The sequence below is a fragment of the Actinoplanes campanulatus genome (assembly GCF_014647795.1).
GTDB lineage: Bacteria > Actinomycetota > Actinomycetes > Mycobacteriales > Micromonosporaceae > Actinoplanes > Actinoplanes campanulatus.
In genome coordinates, this window is record NZ_BMPW01000002.1 from 259,256 (window position 1) to 275,570 (window position 16,315).

Below are 16,315 nucleotides of genomic sequence, written 5' to 3' on the forward strand. Positions count from 1 at the left end.
TCACACCCAGCGACTGGAAGTCAAGTCTTTCGCACCGAAAGGGCGACCTTCGGGTTAGGTTTGCCTAACTCTCGGTTGTGCGTGTCCGGTAAACCGTACGTCCGTCTTGTAATCCCGTGCAAGGCGGGTCCCACGGGCCGAGTCTTCCAGCCCTTCATCGGGACGCCCGGAAAATGTCGTATCCCGCTGCGATGATGTGCCGGTGACTAGAGCCGATCCGCGATGGCTGATCGTGCACTACCGGCGCGACGACGATGACTACGCGGACTGGGTGCTGCACGCCTGGGGCGATCTCGAGCCCGGCGCTGGTCCGGTCTATCCCGACGGCGTCCCGTTCGCGGGGGAGGACGAGTGGGGCCGCTTCGCCTGGGCGCCGCTGGCCCGCGACGCGCAGAAGGCCGGCTTCCTGGTGCTGAACCGCCGGGGCGCCAAGGACGTCGAGGCCGACCGATGGGTCTCGATCCGCGAGACGAACGAGATCTGGGTGACCGCCGGTGACCGGACGGTCTCCACCGTCGCACCGGAGACCACCCCACCCGGCCCCACCACCGTGGTGATCCACTACCGGCGGCCCGCCGGCGACTACGCCGGGTGGGGTCTGCACTGCTGGGAGGGCGTCTTCGTCAAGGACCGCACCCGCTGGGGCACGCCGCTGGCGCCCACCCGATTCGACGCGTTCGGCGCGGTCTTCGAGGTTCCGGTCCGGCCCGACGCGGTGGGCCTGCGCTATGTGCTGCACCGCGGCGAGGAGAAGGATCTGCCCGACGACCAGCGGCTCGACCTCACCGTCTGCCGGGAGGTGTGGCTGACCGCCGGGGTGCGGGCGCCGGTCCGCCCCGACCTGGGGACCCTCGGGCCGGAGCTGGACCCGGCCCGGGCGCACGCCGTCTTCATCGACCGGACCACGGTGGCGCTGCCCGACTGGTTCGCCGTCCGCGCGGCCACGTTCACGCTCGGCGGGCTGCCCCTGGCACCCCGGCCGGGCGGCCTCTTCCAGGCGCAGAGCCGGCGGTTTCCGCACCTCCGGGCGTACCGCGCCTTCGCTGTGCCGGAGACGGATCTGGACCCGTTGCTGCGGGACCGGCTGCTGGTCGAGGGCCGGGACTCCTCGGGCGAGGTGGTCGCGGTCACCGCGGTGCAGCTCGCCGGAGTGCTCGACGACCTCTACGAGACCGCCGCCGGGGCCGAGCTGGGCCCGGTCATCGAGGACCACGACCGGCCCCGGATCTCGGTGTGGGCGCCGACCGCCCGCACGGTGGAGCTGGAGCTCTTCAAGGACCCCGCCGACGAGCCACGGGTCCTGCCGATGGAGCGCGACGACACGACCGGCGTCTGGTCGATCACCGGCCGGCGCAAGTGGCTCGGGAGGTGGTACAGATTCCGGGTCCAGGTGTGGCAACCGGCCGCACAGCGGGTGGTGACGACCAGCGTGACGGATCCGTACTCGGTGTCCCTGGCCACCGACTCCACCCACAGCCAACTGATCGACCTGGACGATCCGGCGCTGCGCCCACCCGGCTGGGACACCCTGGTCAAACCGCCGCCGGTGGCCCCCGCCCGGATGCAGATCAGCGAGCTGTCGGTGCGCGACTTCTCCATCCTGGACGGCTCGGTGCCGGCCGCCGAGCGCGGCACCTACCTGGCCTTCACCCACCCCGGGTCGGCCGGGATGCGCCATCTGCGCTCGCTCGCCGAGGCCGGGCTCACCCACGTGCACCTGCTGCCGGTCAACGACTTCGCCACCGTGCCGGACCGCCGCGCCGACCAGTCGGTGCCCGCGTGCGACCTGGCCACCTTCCCGCCGGACTCGCCGGAGCAGCAGCGGGCCGTCATGGCGGTCGCCGACACCGACGGGTTCAACTGGGGTTACGACCCCTGGCACTGGACGGCGCCGGAGGGCGGTTACGCCACCGACCCGGCCGGGCCGCACCGGATCCTCCAGCTGCGCCAGGCGGTGACGGCCCTCGGCGCGGCCGGGCTGCGGGTGGTCCTCGACGTCGTCTACAACCACACCATGCACGACGGGCTCGGCCGGTTCAGCGTCCTCGACCGGATCGTGCCGGGCTACTACCACCGGCTGCTCGCCGACGGCAGCACCGCCGAGTCCTCCTGCTGCCCCAACACCGCCACCGAGCACGCCATGATGGACCGGCTCGTCGTCGACTCGCTGGTCACCTGGGCGCGGCACTACCGGATCGACGGGTTCCGGTTCGACCTGATGGGCCACCACCCGAAGGCGAACATCCTGCGCGTCCAGGAGGCGCTCGGCCCCGGCGCGGTGCTCTACGGGGAGGGATGGAATTTCGGGGAGGTGGCCTATGACGCCCGCTTCGTCCAGGCCACCCAGGTCAACATGGCCGGCACCGGCGTCGCCACGTTCAACGACCGGCTGCGGGACGCGCTGCGCGGCGGCGGCGCGTTCGGCGACGACCCGGGGGTGCCCGGGTTCGCCACCGGGCTCGGCTCGGCCACGCCGCTGTGGCTGCACGACCGGATCAAGGTGGGGCTGTCCGGGGCGCTCACGACGTACCGGTTCGTCAACCACGACGGGGTGGAGCGCAGCGGCGCCCAGATCGACTACAACGGCTCACCGTGCGGCTACGCCCACGACCCCGGCGAGGCGGTCAACTATGTGGACGCCCACGACAACGAGATCCTGTACGACGCCATGGCGTTCAAGCTGCCCCCGGACACGTCCCAGCTGGACCGCGCCCGGATGCAGATCCTCGCTCTGTCCTTCGTGGTGCTGGGCCAGGGCGCCGGGTTCGTGGCGCTCGGCACCGAGCTGCTGCGGTCCAAGTCGCTGGACCGGAACTCCTACAACTCCGGCGACTGGTTCAACCAGATCCGCTGGGATCCGGGCCTGGGCAACGGGTTCGGCGTGGGCCTGCCGCCGGAGCCCGACAACGCCGGCAAGTGGGACTACGCCCGGCCGCTGCTCGCCGACCCGGAGCTGGTGCCCCGGCCCGACGTGATCGAGCTGACCGCCGAGCGCTACCGGGAGTTGCTCCGCATCCGCCGGTCCTCGCCGGTCTTCGGGCTGCCCACCGCCGAGGAGGTGCAGCGGCGCCTGTCGTTCCCGCTCGGCGGCCCGCAGGAGCCGCCCGGCGTGATCGTGATGTGCCTGGACGGCACCGGGCTGGACGCCCGCTGGAGCCGGGTCGTGGTGGTGTTCAACGCCACCACCGAGCCGTCCCGGCCGGGGCTGCCCGAGCCGGGGTCGTTGCGCCCGCATCCGGAGCAGACCGCGTCGGCGGATCCGGCGCTGCGCGCCGCCACACCGCACGAGGTGCCGGCCCGATCGGTCGCGGTCTTCGTCAATGACACCGTCTGAGCAGGGAGATACATGTCCGTCGAGGAGAACGTGCGGGTTGCCGTGGCGCGTGGCGAGCACGACTGGATCACCCTGGTGGAGGAGTGCGCCGAGGACTTCAGCGGCGAGATCGACCCGGAGAAGATTCGCACACTGGCCACCCGGCACTTCGCGGCCCACCTCGAGGCACAGGTGGGCTGGCCGCGGCGGACCGACAGCGACCGGCTCACCGACGCGTTCCGGGCGCTGGACACCGCCGGCATCACCGCCCGGCAGGACTTCTCCTGCTGCCAGAACTGCGGGGTCGCCGAGCTGCGCGACGCCCCGGGCCGGGGTTTCGTCTTCTACCACCAGCAGGACGCCGAGCGGGCGGCCGGCGGCGGCAGCCTGTGGCTCGCCTTCGGCCCGGACGTCGAGACCGGCCGGGAGGTGGCGGCCGCGCTGCGCGCCGAGGGCCTGCACGTGGACTGGGACGAGTCGGCCGGCCAGCGGATCCACGTGCGGCTGCGGTGGGCCCGCCACCGGCACGGGCGGATGGCCGCCCACCCGTCCGGGCCGTCCGGCCGGGAGATCGGCGTCGCGGTGGCCCGCGGGCGGCACCGCGTCCCCGGGCGGCTCCCGGCGGCCGTGCTCGGCGAGGTCGAGCTGCCCTGGCTGCCCGCCGGGGTCGAGCTCCAGCTCACCGACGGCGAGCGGTCGGTGGCGGTGCACCGGGAGTTCGACCGGCTGATCGGCGACGGCCGTGCGGTGGGCCGGTTCGACGGGCTGCGGCTGCTGGCGGACGGGGCGGGCGAGGAGCCGCCGGCCGAGGCGGGGCTGATCGAGGTGACCTACCAGACCCTGCCCGCCGGGCCCGCCGAGCCCGCCGGGCGGCCGATGACGATCGCCGAGGTCACCGACGTGCTGCGGCGGCTGCCCCCGCGGACCGGGTCGTGGCTCAGCGCGGTCGGCCGGTCGGGTGGGTGCGTGCAGGTGGCCTGGGAGGAGAACGGGCTGTGGCTGGAGACGCCGGACGTCGAAGCGGCCGCGTCGATCGGTAGGCACGCCACCCTCGACGAGGCGGAGCGGATGTTCGGCGTGCTGGCCGATGAGGACCGGGTCGCCGTCCGAGACCTGCCGGATGTGATCAGCCGGCCCTGGTGACGAGGCGGAGCACGGTGGACGGGCACGGCTGCGCTAGATTGCGCCGCGTGGGAGTTCTGCGGTTCGAGCGTGTGCTGTGTGCGGTGGTCGTCGCCGGGCTGGCCGGGGGATGCACGTCCTCTCCGGACAGTGAGCCGGTCATCCAGGATCCGCCGTCGTCGGTGGCCGCGTCCGCGCCGGCGTGGACCGAGCCCTCGGCCTACAGCTTCGTGCTGACCCGGGGCTGCGACGCCGCCGCGCCGCTGGGCCGCTACCAGGCCACCGTCTCCGGCGGGAAGGTGACCGGCTCGCAGCGGGTCGGCGCGTCCGCCGCGGCGCCGACCGCCTCGGCCGCCGTCGACCTCGGCCCGGCGACCGGGCAGGAGGGCGAGGAGATCGAGGTGCCGACGCTGGGCGAGCTGGTCACCATGGCGGAGACCGCCGAGGAGGACGGGGCCGAGGTGGCCACCGAGTTCGACCTCACCGACGGTCATCCGGCCAAGGTGACCATCAACGTCACCGACACGGCGGCCGGCGCCGAGTGCTGGATCGTCTCCGACTACCGGACGGGCTGACTCAGCCGGGCAGGCGGGGACCCGCCTCACGCTGCGCCGCGAGCCACTGCTCCACCTCACCGGAGGAGCGCGGCAGGCCGGCCGACAGGTTGCGGCAGCCGTCCGCGGTCACCAGGACGTCGTCCTCGATGCGGATGCCGACGCCGCGCAGCTCCTCGGGCACCAGCTCGTCCTCCGGCTGGAAGTAGAGGCCCGGCTCGACGGTGAGCACGAAGCCCTCCTTCAGCTCGCCCTCCCGGTACGTCTCGTTGCGCGCCGCCGAGCAGTCGTGCACGTCGATGCCGAGCATGTGGCCGAAGCCGTGCAGTGTCCACCGCCGGTAGACCGTGCTGTCGTCGGCCATCGCCTGGTCCACACCGACCGGCAGCAGGCCCAGGTCGTGCAGGCCCTCGGCGAGCACCCGCATGCAGACCTTGTGCACGTCGCGGAAGACCACGCCGGGCCTGATCGCGTCGATGCCGGCCTCCTGGGAGGCGTGGACGATGTCGTACACCTGCCGCTGCAACGGGGTGAAGACGCCGTTGACCGGCACCGTCCGGGTCACGTCGGCGGTGTAGAGGTTGTGGCCCTCCACACCCATGTCCATCAGCAGCAGCTCACCCGGCACCGTCACACCGTTGTTGCGCACCCAGTGCAGGATCGTCGCGTGCGGGCCGGCGCCCACGATCGTGGCGTAGCCGACGTCGTTGCCGTCGTGCCGGGCGCGCAGCCCGAACACGCCCTCCAGCAGCCGCTCCTTGACACCCCGGTCGGCCGGCAGGACGCGGGCCACGTCCTCGAAGCCGCGCACCGTGGCGTCGATGGCGGCCTGCAGCTGGGCGATCTCCCACTCGTCCTTGACCAGCTTCAGCTCGGAGATCACGTGGGTCAGCTCACGGTCGCGGAGCCGGGAACGATCCGGCTCGTACGGCAGGATGGCGCGGTCCACATTCGGGTCCAGCCCGCGCAGCACCCGGGTCCGCCCCGGCGCCGCCCCGGCCAGCGCCCGGCCCAGGTCGTGCAGGGCGGCGGCGGGCAGGCCCAGCTCGGTCGACTTCTCGGCCAGCGTGTGTGTGCGCCCGACCCAGAGCTCGCCGTTGCGGTCCCGGAAGAAGCGGTCGGTGTCCTTGGAGTTGCGCTGCCGCGTGTAGAGCACCGCGTCGTGGCCGGAGCCGCTCGGGTGCAGGATGAGCACGCTGTCCGGGTCGTGGTCACCGGTCAGGTAGAAGAAGTCGCTGCCCGGGCGGAAGTGGTAGTCGGTGTCGTTGGCCCGCACCTTCTCGTTGCCGCTCGGGATGATCAGCGTCTCGCCGGGGAACGCCTCGGACAGCGCGGCCCGCCGCTTCGCGTAGTTGGGCACCTCGGGCAGGGGTGCGACGGTGAGCGGATCCTCCCGCCAGCCCTGGCGCATGAAGCTCAGGAACGCCTGGGGGAATTCCGGGTCGTGCGACTCGGTCTTGGGCTGGGTGCCGCTGTTCTCGGCCGTCATGGGTGCCTCCGTTCTCGGTGCCACCGACGTTACCGCCTGGGCCGCCCAGCCTGGCAGGGCCGGGCGGTGTTCGGTCAGCGGCCGGCCCGTTCCCCGAACGTCGGCAGCGCGTCCCTGGTCAGGCAGGCCAGCCGTGCCCCCGCGGTGCCCGCCTCACCCGGTCCGCTATGGGTGTGTTCGGCGTGCAGCACCAGCGACCACGGCGCCCGTTTCAGGTCGAACATCCAGTCCTGCGCGCTCACCGAGCGGCCCACTCCGTTGCGGTCGGCGGTGAAGTCCAGCCAGACCTCGTTGCGCGGGTTGGCGTAGGCCGGGTCCACCGACGGGCGGCCCGGTCCGGCGGCCGGATCCAGGCGGTGCTGGTAGTGCGGCCCGGCGGCGGCCGGATCCTTGCCGCACGGGCTGGTGTGCACGTGCGCCCCGTAGGCCCGGCCCGGGATCAGTCCGGTGGCGAGCAGTTCCACCCGTACCCCGCCCTCGGTCTTCTCGGTCGTGACCGTGGCCCGCGCGCCTTGCGGGACCAGCTCGGGTTGATAGGTGATCGCGGTGGCGCCCGCGCGCCAGCGTTTGAACGTGCCCTCGAACTCGTGCTTGGGCGTGGCGGCGTTCGCGGCGGGCGCGGAGAGCAGGCTCAGCGCGAGCGGCGCCGTGAGGATCAACAGACGACCATTCATCCGGTAATTGTCCCAAATTCACCCATATCGGCTTCGTTGATCGCGGGTACTGGCCCGTCGGTGCCCCGCGACGGATGAGAGGCTGACCGCCATGGGCTACGCGATGGTGATGGGCGAGGCGCTGATCGACCTGCTCGAAGCCGATCTCGACGGCGAGCGCGTCTACCGCCAGGCGATCGGCGGCGCCCCGCTCAACGTGGCCGTCGGCGTGGCCCGGCTGGGCGGCGAGGCCCGCTACGCCGGCACGGTCGGCGACGACACGCTCGGCGACCGGATCGCCGGATTCCTCCGGGATACCGGCGTCGGCGACCGGGGGGTCCGCCGGGTGCCCGTCCCCACCACGCTGGCCGTGACCACCTTCGAGGGCGCCGAGCCGACCTTCACCTTCTACGGCGAGCCGCCGTCCTACACCCTGCTCGCCCCGGCCGACCTGGACCCGGCCGAGGTGGCCGGCGCCGCGGTCCTCTACGCCGGCTCGATCTGCCTGCTGCGCCGCCCGTTCCTGGACGCCGCCCGCGCCGCCTGGGCCGTCCCCGGCCCGCTGCGCGTCTTCGACCCGAACGTGCGGCCCACCCTGCTCCCCGGCGCCGCCGCCGTGACCGCGCTGCGTGACCTCGTCGAGGAGTTCTTCGCCACCGCCGACCTGGTCAAACTGAGCGCCGCCGACGCCGCGACGCTCTACGGCGAACCCGATCCGGCGGCCGCCGCCGCGCACATCCGCTCCCTCGGCGCGGCCACCGTCGTGGTGACCGACGGCGCGCGGGGCGCCCACCTCGCCACCGCGGACGGCGCGGTCACGCTCCCCGCGCCGAAGGTCGACGCGGTCGACGCCACCGGCGCCGGCGACTCGGTGATGGCCGCCCTGATCAGCCGCCTGCTCTCCGAGGGCGGGCCCACCACGCCGGGCCACGTCGACTTCGCCCTGTCGGTGGCCGGCCTCGTCTGCGAACGCCGGGGCGGCGCCACGGCCATGCCCACCCCGGCCGACCTGGCGGCCCGCTGGGGCATCAGCTGAAGATCAAACCCATCCCCGGTACGCCCGAAGCGCACCGGCTGGGGATCAGTCGCCGAAGGCGCGGGCGATGAAGCGCTGCCGGTCGAGGACGACCCGCTCCAGGCGGACCTCGGCCACCAGCAGCTCGCCGTCGTGGACGGTCACTTCGAAGAGGAGCTTGCGCCCGTCCACCTTGGTCAGCGTGGCCTGGGCGACGACCCGGCGACCGAGCGGGGTGGGCGCCCGGTGCTCGACCTCCGCCCGGGTGCCGACCGTGGTGATGCCGCCGGGGATCTGGCGGGCGGTCGCCGCGACCGTCGCCGCCTCGGCCAGGGCGAGCACCCGGGGCGTGCCGAGCACCGGCACGTCACCGGAGCCGAGGGACTGTGCGGTGTCGGCGTCGGTGACCAACAACTCGACCCGGGCGCTGAGACCGGGCGCGAACTCCGGAGGCTCCATTGTCAAAGCTTAAGGCTGTTCGGGCGGTTGCCAGAACGTCTCGTCCACGGGTGCTTCCGATCCGTCGGTAACCGGACCCGCGACGTCGACCGGGGCGAGCGGGCCGCAGCGGGCCCGGCGGGCGCGCAGGGCGAGCTGGTCGGCGATGGCGTAGGCCTCGGCCAGGGGCCGGTCCCGGGCCGCGCCGGCGTGGCCGCCGGCGGTGTCCGCGTACACCGTGGCCAGTCCCAGGCGGCGCTGCACCGGGCCCTGGACGACGCGGACGCTCTGCATCCGGGCGTACGGGATCAGGGTCGTCTCTCGGGTGATCCGCCCGGAGCGGGAGACGAAGACGTCGGCCGCCAGGCCGGCGCCCAGGAAACGCAGCCCGAAGGGATGCAGCAGGCGGGCCCACGGCGGGGGTGGCGACGTGGCCAGGGTGGCCAGGTCGACGCCGGGGAGCGCCGCGGCGACCAGGGCGCGGGCGGTCGGCAGGTCACCGACCGGCATGAGGCGGTCGGAGCTCTTGTCGTCGCCGGGGTCGGGACCGGACAGGCCGGCGATGTCCATCCGCAGGCTCATCCACCGTTTGGCCCGCCAGAGGAACGGCCAGGTGAGCCGCACCGCCTGCACCCGGTTCGGCGGCACCACCTGACTGCGCGTCTCGGTGAGGCCGTAGTGCAGCACCAGCCGGTCGCCGCCCTCCCGGGCGAGCTGGAAGTCCCAGTCGCGCAGCACCCGGCGGATCGGCTGGAGGAGGACACCGGCCATCGCGGTCATCGTGCTGGCGATGCCGATGAACGTCCACGAGCCCTCCAGCAGGAACTGGGCGGACACCCAGGCCACACCGAACGGCAGGAAGATCGCCTGTGGGGTGAGCAACTGGCTGATCAGCAGGTCGTGGTTGCGCACCCGGTAGAGCGGCGCGCCGCCGGCCGGCTCGTCCGTGGTGGCGGTGTCCACCGGGGCGGCCCGCCCGGACAGCGCCAGCAGCCGCTCCCGCAGGGTGGCCGCGTCCCGCACGGTCAGGTAGGCGAGCGGGGCCTCCGCCTTGTTGCCGCCGACCACCTCGAGCCGCAGCTCGGCCAGGCCGCTGAGCTGGGCGAGCAGGGGCCGGCGCAGCTCGACGGCCTGGAGCCGGTCGAGCGGGATGGCCCGGTTGCGCCGCCAGACCAGGCCCTCGGTGATCCGCAGCTCCCGGGCGACGACGTGGTAGCCGGTGTTCCACCAGCCGACCGCCGAGAAGATCACCACCCCGACCGCGAGCGCCAGCACGATGAGCGCGAAGTCGGTCGGCCCGACCTGCCCGAGGGTCTGCCAGGAGAGCGCCGCCACGATCACGACGATGCTCTTGGCGCCTTTCAGCAGCGGGCTGAGCGGGTGCAGGCGCCGGCGCGGCTCGATCTCCGGCGCCGGCCGCCCGGAGGGGGCGGGATGTCCGGTGTCGCTCACAGGCCCTCGGCCCGGTCCTCGCCGAGGGCGGTGAGCCGGTCGCGGAGGCGGGCCGCCTCGTCCGGCGGCAGTCCGGGCACCCGGGCGTCGCTGGCCGCGGCGGCCGTGTGCAGTTGCACCGTGGCCAGGCCGAACGCGCGCTCCAGCGGCCCGGCGGTGACGTCCACGTACTGCATCCGCGCGTACGGAACGATGGACAGGTGGCGGACCACCAGGCCGTGCCGCACCAGCAGGTCGTTGTCGCGCTCGGCGTAGCCCCAGGCCCGGACCGCACGGACGGCCACGCCGGCGCGCCAGAGGCCGAGGGCCAGGACCGCGGCCATGCCCCACAGCCACGCGGTCTGGCCGCCGATGATCCGGCCGGCGAGCAGGCCGCCGAGCAGCACGACGGTCCAGGTGGCGACGCCGATCAGGTGCACGATGATCAGACGGCTGGAGAGCGGACGCCAGGTGACGGTGTCCGGCCAGGGTTCGAGGGCATCGACGACGGTTCGCGCGGGCGGCTCGCTCACCCCTGAAGCCTAAGAGATGATCGCCTCTCCCGACGAGGTGAAGGGGGTGACCTCACGCAGGAACCCGCGGGCCTCCAGGAAGGAGCCGAGCGAGGCCCGGTGCTCGTCGCAGGCCAGCCAGGTCTTCCGCCGCTCCGGAGTGTGGATCTTCGGGTTGTTCCACCGCAGCTGCCAGACCGCGGGCGCGCGGCAACCCTTGGCGGAACACTGGGGGTTGATCTCCTCGACCATGCCGTAGACATTACGGAATGGGAGTTGTAGCGCCGGGCGGCCACGGGGGAAGCCGCCCGGCGACGAGCCAAATGCTACACGCATCCCATGGTCGGGTATCCACCCGGTGACCGTGCCCGATCCGGCGGATCGCGCAGAAAGATCAACACAAACGGCCCATGGCGCCGTGGGCTGCGCGGATCACAGGGTTTCGTCGATGATGACGGCCGGATGACGACGGGCCGCCCTAGGCTGGGCGGCGCCGCTGGGACCGGCTCTTAGGAACCTCCCAGCCGTGTGTTGTCGTATGTCGTGTAAGTCTTGAGCGTCGGCGTCGAAGAGCCGGCGCATCTCGACCGTTGTGGAGGACCGGTGGCGCAGCCGAGCACGCCCGAGACCGAGACGAGCGGCGGGTCCGCGGCGCCCGTGCCCCCGGCGCACGACGCGTCGCAGCTCGAGCGCGCGATGTTCGAGGTCAAGCGGGTCATCGTGGGCCAGGACCGGATGATCGAGCGGATGTTCGTGGCCCTGCTGGCCCGCGGGCACTGCCTGCTCGAGGGTGTGCCCGGCGTGGCCAAGACCCTCGCGGTGGAGACCCTGGCCAAGGTGGTCGGCGGCACGTTCTCCCGGGTGCAGTTCACCCCGGACCTGGTGCCGGCCGACATCGTGGGCACCCGGATCTACCGGCAGTCGAGCGAGCAGTTCGACGTGGAGCTGGGCCCGGTGTTCGTCAACTTCCTGCTGGCCGACGAGATCAACCGGGCGCCGGCCAAGGTGCAGTCGGCGCTGCTCGAGGTGATGGCCGAGCACCAGGTGTCGATCGGCGGCAAGAGCTACGACGTGCCCGACCCGTTCCTGGTGATGGCCACACAGAACCCGATCGAGCAGGAGGGCGTCTACCCGCTGCCGGAGGCGCAGCGGGACCGCTTCCTCATGAAGATCCTCGTGGGCTATCCGACGGACAGCGAGGAGCGGGAGATCGTCTACCGGATGGGGGTGAGCGCCCCGGAGCCGAAGCAGATCTTCACCCCGGAGGACCTGCTCGCCCTCCAGGGCCGAGCCGACCAGGTGTTCGTGCACAACGCGCTGGTGGACTACACGGTCCGGCTGGTGCTGGCCACCCGGGCCCCGGCACAGCACGGCATGCCGGACGTCGCCCAGCTGATCCAGTACGGGGCGAGCCCCCGCGCCTCGCTCGGCATCGTCCGGGCCACCCGGGCGCTGGCGCTGCTGCGCGGCCGTGACTACGCGCTGCCCCAGGACGTGCAGGACATCGCCCCGGACATTCTGCGCCACCGGCTGGTGCTCAGCTACGACGCGCTGGCCGACGACATCCCGGCCGACCACATCGTGGCCCGGATCATGCAGACCGTGCCGCCGCCGCAGGTCTCCTCCCGGCAGGGCTCCGGGCCGAACGGCGGATCCCCCGTCGCGCCGCCGGTCCCGCCCGGCCCGATGACCCCGGTCCCGGCCGGGGTGGCCCAGTCCGCGCAGTACGTGGCCGGCCCGGCCGGGGTGCAGCCGACCAGCGGCGTCCCGGCGGGCGTGTTCGACAACGGCCGGCCCCAGCCGCCGGCCGGGCCCTGGCCCGCCCCCGGTCACCCCGGCCAGCCCGGACCCCAATGATCCGGCCCGGCGCGGCGGTGCCGGTCGCCCCGGAGGAGGCGGCCCGGGCCGAGGCCGTCCTCGCCAAGCTGCAACTGCTGGTCACCCGGAAACTCGACGGCCTGCTCCAGGGGGACTACGCCGGCCTGCTGCCCGGCCCGGGCAGTGAGGCGGGCGAGTCGCGGGAGTACCGGCCGGGCGACGACGTGCGCCGGATGGACTGGCCGGTGACCGCCCGGACCACGCTGCCGCACGTCCGCCGTACGGTGGCCGACCGGGAACTGGAGACCTGGCTGGCCGTGGATCTGTCGGCGAGCCTCGACTTCGGCACCGCGAAATGGCTCAAACGGGACCTGGTGCTCGCGGCCGCCACCGCGATGGCCCATCTGACCGTCCGGGGCGGCAACCGGATCGGCGCCGTGGTGGGCACCGGCTTCGGCGTACCGGAGAGGAAGGTGAGCCGGAGCTGGTGGCGCCGCAGGCCGGAGACGGTGGGTGAGCCCCCACCGGGCGGCCCGGTTCTGCGGCTGCCCGCGCGGGCCGGCCGCAAGGAGGCGCAGGGCCTGCTGCGGGCGATCGCCGGGACCACGATCCGGCCCGGCCGCGCCGACCTGGGCGAGCTGATCGACATGCTGAACCGGCCGCCCCGGCGGCGCGGCGTGGCCGTGGTGATCTCCGACTTCCTGGCCCCTGTGGAGGGCTGGGCCCGGCCGGTGCGCAAGCTCGGCGTCCGGCACGACGTGCTCGCCATCGAGGTGGTCGACCCGCGTGAGCTGGAGCTGCCGGACGTCGGGGTGCTGACCCTGGCCGATCCGGAGTCCGGGATGCTGCACGAGGTGCAGACCGCCGATCCGGGGCTGCGCCGGCGGTACGCCGAGGCGGCGGGGGAGCAGCGCGCCGCGATCGCCCGTGCGCTGCGCGCCGCCGGCGCGGCCCACCTGCGGCTGCGCACCGACACCGACTGGCTGCTCGACATGGTCCGCTTCGTGGCCGCTCAGCGCCACGCCCGTACCCGAGGGACCACACGATGATCCGTTTTCTGGAGCCGTGGTGGCTGCTGACGCTGCTGCCGGTCCTGGCCATGGCCGGGCTGTACGTCTGGCGGCAGTTCCGCAAGCGGCAGTACGCGATGCGCTTCACCAACGTCGACCTGCTCCGCACCCTCGCCCCGAAGGGCCTGGGCTGGCGCCGGCACGTCTCGGCGGGCGCGTTCCTGCTGATGCTGGGCGCGCTGGCGGCGGCCACCGCCCGCCCCTCGGTGGACACCGAGGAGCCGCTGGAGCGGGCCACCGTGATGCTGGCCATCGACGTGTCGCTGTCGATGCAGGCCGAGGACGTGGCGCCGAGCCGGATCGAGGCGGCGCAGGAGGCCGCGAAGGCGTTCGTGGCCGAGCTGCCGCCCAGCTACAACCTGGGCCTGGTGTCGTTCGCGAAGGCGGCGAACGTGCTGGTCGCGCCGACCAAGGACCGGTCCGCGGTGATCAGCGCGATCGACGGGCTGACGCTGGCCGAGGCGACCGCCACCGGTGAGGCGGTGTTCACCTCGCTGGACGCCATCCGGATGGTGCCGGCCGACGGCGCGGACGGCGCCCCACCCGCCCGGATCGTGCTGCTCTCCGACGGCTACCGCACGTCGGGCCGCTCGATCGAGGACGCGGCGACCGCGTCGGCGCAGGCCAATGTGCCGGTGTCGACGATCGCGTTCGGCACCGACACGGGTGTGGTCGACATCCGCGGCTCGGTGCAGCGGGTGCCGGTGGACCGCCTCTCCCTGCAGGAGCTGGCCGAGAACACCGATGGCTACTTCTACGAGGCGGCCTCGGTGAGCGAGCTCAAGCAGGTCTACGAGGACATGGGCAGCTCGATCGGGCACCGGACCGAGCCACGCGAGGTGACACGGTGGTACGCCGCCGTGGGCCTGCTGCTGGGGCTGGCCGGCGCGGCGATGAGTCTGCTGTGGACGTCCCGGTTGCCCTAGGGTGTGTTGTGCGCCAGGACGAACAGCACGACAACCCAGGCCGAGAGCAGGGTGAAACCGAGGGGCGCGACGATCTTCTTCATGGTTGAACCGTCTTCCGCTGGTGACTGAGCTACGGGCGTAGGTCACTTCGCGGCCGAGAACCACCGCACGCCGACGGGCCGGCCTCGACGGGCCGGTGGCATGCGGGTGGGGGTCGAATGTCAGCGGTCAGAAACGCTGACGAGCGTCCCGGCCACGACTGGGAGGATCGCTATCTCGCACAGCGATCACCTCCACTACATAGCCGGGCCAGAACCGTGTCGGACTGTACTCCTTAACCACAACTTAAGAAAATCGGCGCGGCCCCTGAACGGGGTGTAAGTCGGCGGGACCTCCCTCGGCAGGGGTGGTGCGGGCCGATAGTCTCGCCTTTCAGAGGGATCGTCGTGACCCTGTGTGATGACCCGTCGATTGGAGTGTGTTGTGGCTCGCACCGTTCTGGTGACCGGAGGAAACCGCGGCATCGGCCTGGCCATCGCCCAGGCCTTCGTCAAGCAGGGAGACCGGGTGGCCGTCACCCACCGCGGCTCGAACGTCCCCGAGGGCCTGTTCGGTGTGCAGTGCGACATCACCGACTCGTCGGCCGTCGACGCGGCGTTCACCTTCGTGGAGAACGAGCTCGGCCCGGTCGAGGTGCTGGTGGCGAATGCCGGCATCACCGACGACACGCTGCTCATGCGGATGTCCGACGAGCAGTTCGAGCGGGTGATCGACACCAACCTGACCGGCGCGTTCCGGTGCGCGAAGCGGGCCAGCACCAAGATGCTGCGTGCCAAGTGGGGCCGGATCGTCTTCATCTCGTCGGTCGTCGGCCTGTACGGCGGCCCCGGCCAGGTGAACTACGCGGCGAGCAAGGCGGGCCTGGTCGGCATGGCCCGTAGCATCACGCGTGAGCTGGGCAGCCGCAACATCACCGCGAACGTGGTGGCGCCCGGTTTCATCGAGACCGAGATGACCGCCGTCTTGCCCGACTCGCGCAAGGCCGAGATCATCAAGGCCGTCCCGGCCGGTCGTCTCGCGGCCACGGACGAGGTCGCCGCCGCGGTGACCTTCCTCGCGAGCGACAGTGCGGCGTACATCTCGGGCGCCGTGCTCCCCGTCGACGGGGGCCTCGGTATGGGGCACTGATGTTTTCCGAGACTTTTTCAGGAGAGAAGTAAAAAGTGTCTGGACTGCTGGCCGGTAAACGGCTGCTCGTCACCGGCGTCATCACCGACGCCTCGATCGCCTTCTCGGTGGCGAAGCTGGCCCAGGAGGCCGGCGCCACCGTGGTGCTCACCGGCTTCGGCCGGCTCTCGCTGGTGGAGCGGATCGCGAAGCGGCTGCCCGAGCCGGCGCCCGTCATCGAACTGGACGTGACCAACCAGGAGCACCTGGACGGCCTCGCCGGCAAGGTTCGCGAGCACGTCGACGGACTGGACGGCGTGGTCCACTCCATCGGCTTCGCCCCGCAGAACGCCCTCGGCGGCGCCTTCCTCGACACCACCTGGGAGGAGGTCTCGCAGGCGCTGCACGTGTCGACGTACTCGTACAAGTCCCTGGCCACCGCCTGCCTGCCGCTGATGGATCAGGGTGGCTCCATCGTCGGCCTGACCTTCGACGCGACCAAGGCGTACCCGCTGTACGACTGGATGGGCGTCGCCAAGGCCGGGCTCGAGTCGGCCTCCCGCTACCTCGCCATGTACCTGGGCAAGCACGGCATCCGCAGTAACATCGTGTCGGCCGGCCCGCTGCGCACCATGGCGGCCAAGTCGATCCCGGGCTTCAGCGAGTTCGAGGACGCCTGGACCCAGCGGGCGCCGCTCGGCTGGAACCTCACCGACCCGGAGCCGACCGCCCGCGCGGTGTGCGCCCTGCTGTCCGACTGGTTCCCGGCCACCACCGGTGAGATGGTCCACGTCGACGGGGGTTACCACGCGCTTGCCGCATAGT

The 16,315-nt window shown here is 72.6% G+C and carries 15 protein-coding genes; 9 read left to right on the forward strand and 6 right to left on the reverse strand.

Features of this window, described 5'->3' with window-relative positions:
- The first annotated feature begins 202 nt into the window (after positions 1–202).
- From pulA to IEZ13_RS06045, 3 genes are read left to right on the forward strand one after another with little or no spacing between them, the layout of a single operon-like run.
- Positions 203–3,334, forward strand: coding sequence for a pullulanase-type alpha-1,6-glucosidase (gene pulA, locus IEZ13_RS06035; protein WP_229794479.1), 3,132 nt, complete (start codon positions 203–205; stop codon positions 3,332–3,334).
- A gap of 12 nt (positions 3,335–3,346) precedes the next feature.
- Positions 3,347–4,456, forward strand: a complete 1,110-nt coding sequence (locus IEZ13_RS06040) for a DUF6891 domain-containing protein (protein WP_183217641.1) — start codon at positions 3,347–3,349, stop codon at positions 4,454–4,456.
- Positions 4,457–4,503: 47 nt separating this feature from the next.
- Positions 4,504–5,010 carry a hypothetical protein gene (locus tag IEZ13_RS06045; RefSeq protein WP_229794480.1) on the forward strand — a complete coding sequence of 169 codons (507 nt, stop codon included), beginning with the start codon at positions 4,504–4,506 and terminating at the stop codon, positions 5,008–5,010.
- A 1-nt stretch (position 5,011) separates the two neighbouring features.
- Here IEZ13_RS06045 and IEZ13_RS06050 read toward each other — a convergent pair whose 3' ends face one another.
- Together IEZ13_RS06050 and IEZ13_RS06055 are read right to left on the reverse strand one after the other, a co-directional pair.
- The gene (locus tag IEZ13_RS06050; protein ID WP_183217643.1) at positions 5,012–6,478 is read right to left on the reverse strand and encodes an aminopeptidase P family protein; all 1,467 of its coding nucleotides are present in this window, start codon (positions 6,476–6,478) and stop codon (positions 5,012–5,014) included.
- A gap of 74 nt (positions 6,479–6,552) precedes the next feature.
- Entirely contained in the window at positions 6,553–7,152 is a 600-nt protein-coding gene (locus IEZ13_RS06055) for a superoxide dismutase family protein (RefSeq protein WP_183217645.1), read from the reverse strand.
- A 91-nt stretch (positions 7,153–7,243) separates the two neighbouring features.
- Here IEZ13_RS06055 and IEZ13_RS06060 point away from each other — a divergent pair, with 91 nt between their 5' ends.
- The gene (locus tag IEZ13_RS06060; RefSeq protein ID WP_183217647.1) at positions 7,244–8,167 is read left to right on the forward strand and encodes a carbohydrate kinase family protein; all 924 of its coding nucleotides are present in this window, start codon (positions 7,244–7,246) and stop codon (positions 8,165–8,167) included.
- A 45-nt stretch (positions 8,168–8,212) separates the two neighbouring features.
- Here the strand turns inward: IEZ13_RS06060 and IEZ13_RS06065 are convergent, their stop codons facing one another.
- From IEZ13_RS06065 to IEZ13_RS06080, 4 genes are read right to left on the reverse strand one after another with little or no spacing between them, the layout of a single operon-like run.
- Positions 8,213–8,611, reverse strand: coding sequence for a thioesterase family protein (locus tag IEZ13_RS06065; protein WP_229794481.1), 399 nt, complete (start codon positions 8,609–8,611; stop codon positions 8,213–8,215).
- Positions 8,612–8,614: 3 nt separating this feature from the next.
- On the reverse strand, positions 8,615–10,036 hold the full coding sequence (locus IEZ13_RS06070; protein ID WP_183217651.1) for a PH domain-containing protein: 1,422 nt from the start codon (positions 10,034–10,036) through the stop codon (positions 8,615–8,617).
- Positions 10,033–10,548 (reverse strand): PH domain-containing protein, encoded by a 516-nt coding sequence (locus tag IEZ13_RS06075; protein WP_183217653.1) that lies wholly within the window; start codon positions 10,546–10,548, stop codon positions 10,033–10,035. Before IEZ13_RS06075 ends, IEZ13_RS06070 begins: the two co-directional genes overlap by 4 nt.
- A 9-nt stretch (positions 10,549–10,557) precedes the next feature.
- Positions 10,558–10,779 carry a hypothetical protein gene (locus tag IEZ13_RS06080; protein WP_183217656.1) on the reverse strand — a complete coding sequence of 74 codons (222 nt, stop codon included), beginning with the start codon at positions 10,777–10,779 and terminating at the stop codon, positions 10,558–10,560.
- Positions 10,780–11,130: 351 nt separating this feature from the next.
- On the opposite strand from IEZ13_RS06080, the gene IEZ13_RS06085 reads away from it, so the two are divergent.
- The 5 genes from IEZ13_RS06085 (at position 11,131) to fabI (ending at position 16,314) form a co-directional block, all read left to right on the forward strand.
- Entirely contained in the window at positions 11,131–12,384 is a 1,254-nt protein-coding gene (locus IEZ13_RS06085; protein WP_229794482.1) for an AAA family ATPase, read from the forward strand.
- Positions 12,381–13,394, forward strand: coding sequence for a DUF58 domain-containing protein (locus IEZ13_RS06090; RefSeq protein WP_183217658.1), 1,014 nt, complete (start codon positions 12,381–12,383; stop codon positions 13,392–13,394). Before IEZ13_RS06085 ends, IEZ13_RS06090 begins: the two co-directional genes overlap by 4 nt.
- Positions 13,391–14,341: a VWA domain-containing protein gene (locus IEZ13_RS06095; protein WP_183217660.1), complete on the forward strand. Its 951-nt coding sequence runs from the start codon at positions 13,391–13,393 to the stop codon at positions 14,339–14,341. The genes IEZ13_RS06090 and IEZ13_RS06095 overlap by 4 nt, the downstream gene beginning before the upstream one ends.
- A gap of 465 nt (positions 14,342–14,806) precedes the next feature.
- Entirely contained in the window at positions 14,807–15,511 is a 705-nt protein-coding gene (gene fabG / locus IEZ13_RS06100) for a beta-ketoacyl-ACP reductase (RefSeq protein WP_183217662.1), read from the forward strand.
- A gap of 35 nt (positions 15,512–15,546) precedes the next feature.
- Positions 15,547–16,314 carry an enoyl-ACP reductase FabI gene (gene fabI, locus IEZ13_RS06105; RefSeq protein ID WP_183217664.1) on the forward strand — a complete coding sequence of 256 codons (768 nt, stop codon included), beginning with the start codon at positions 15,547–15,549 and terminating at the stop codon, positions 16,312–16,314.
- Position 16,315 lies beyond the last annotated feature (1 nt).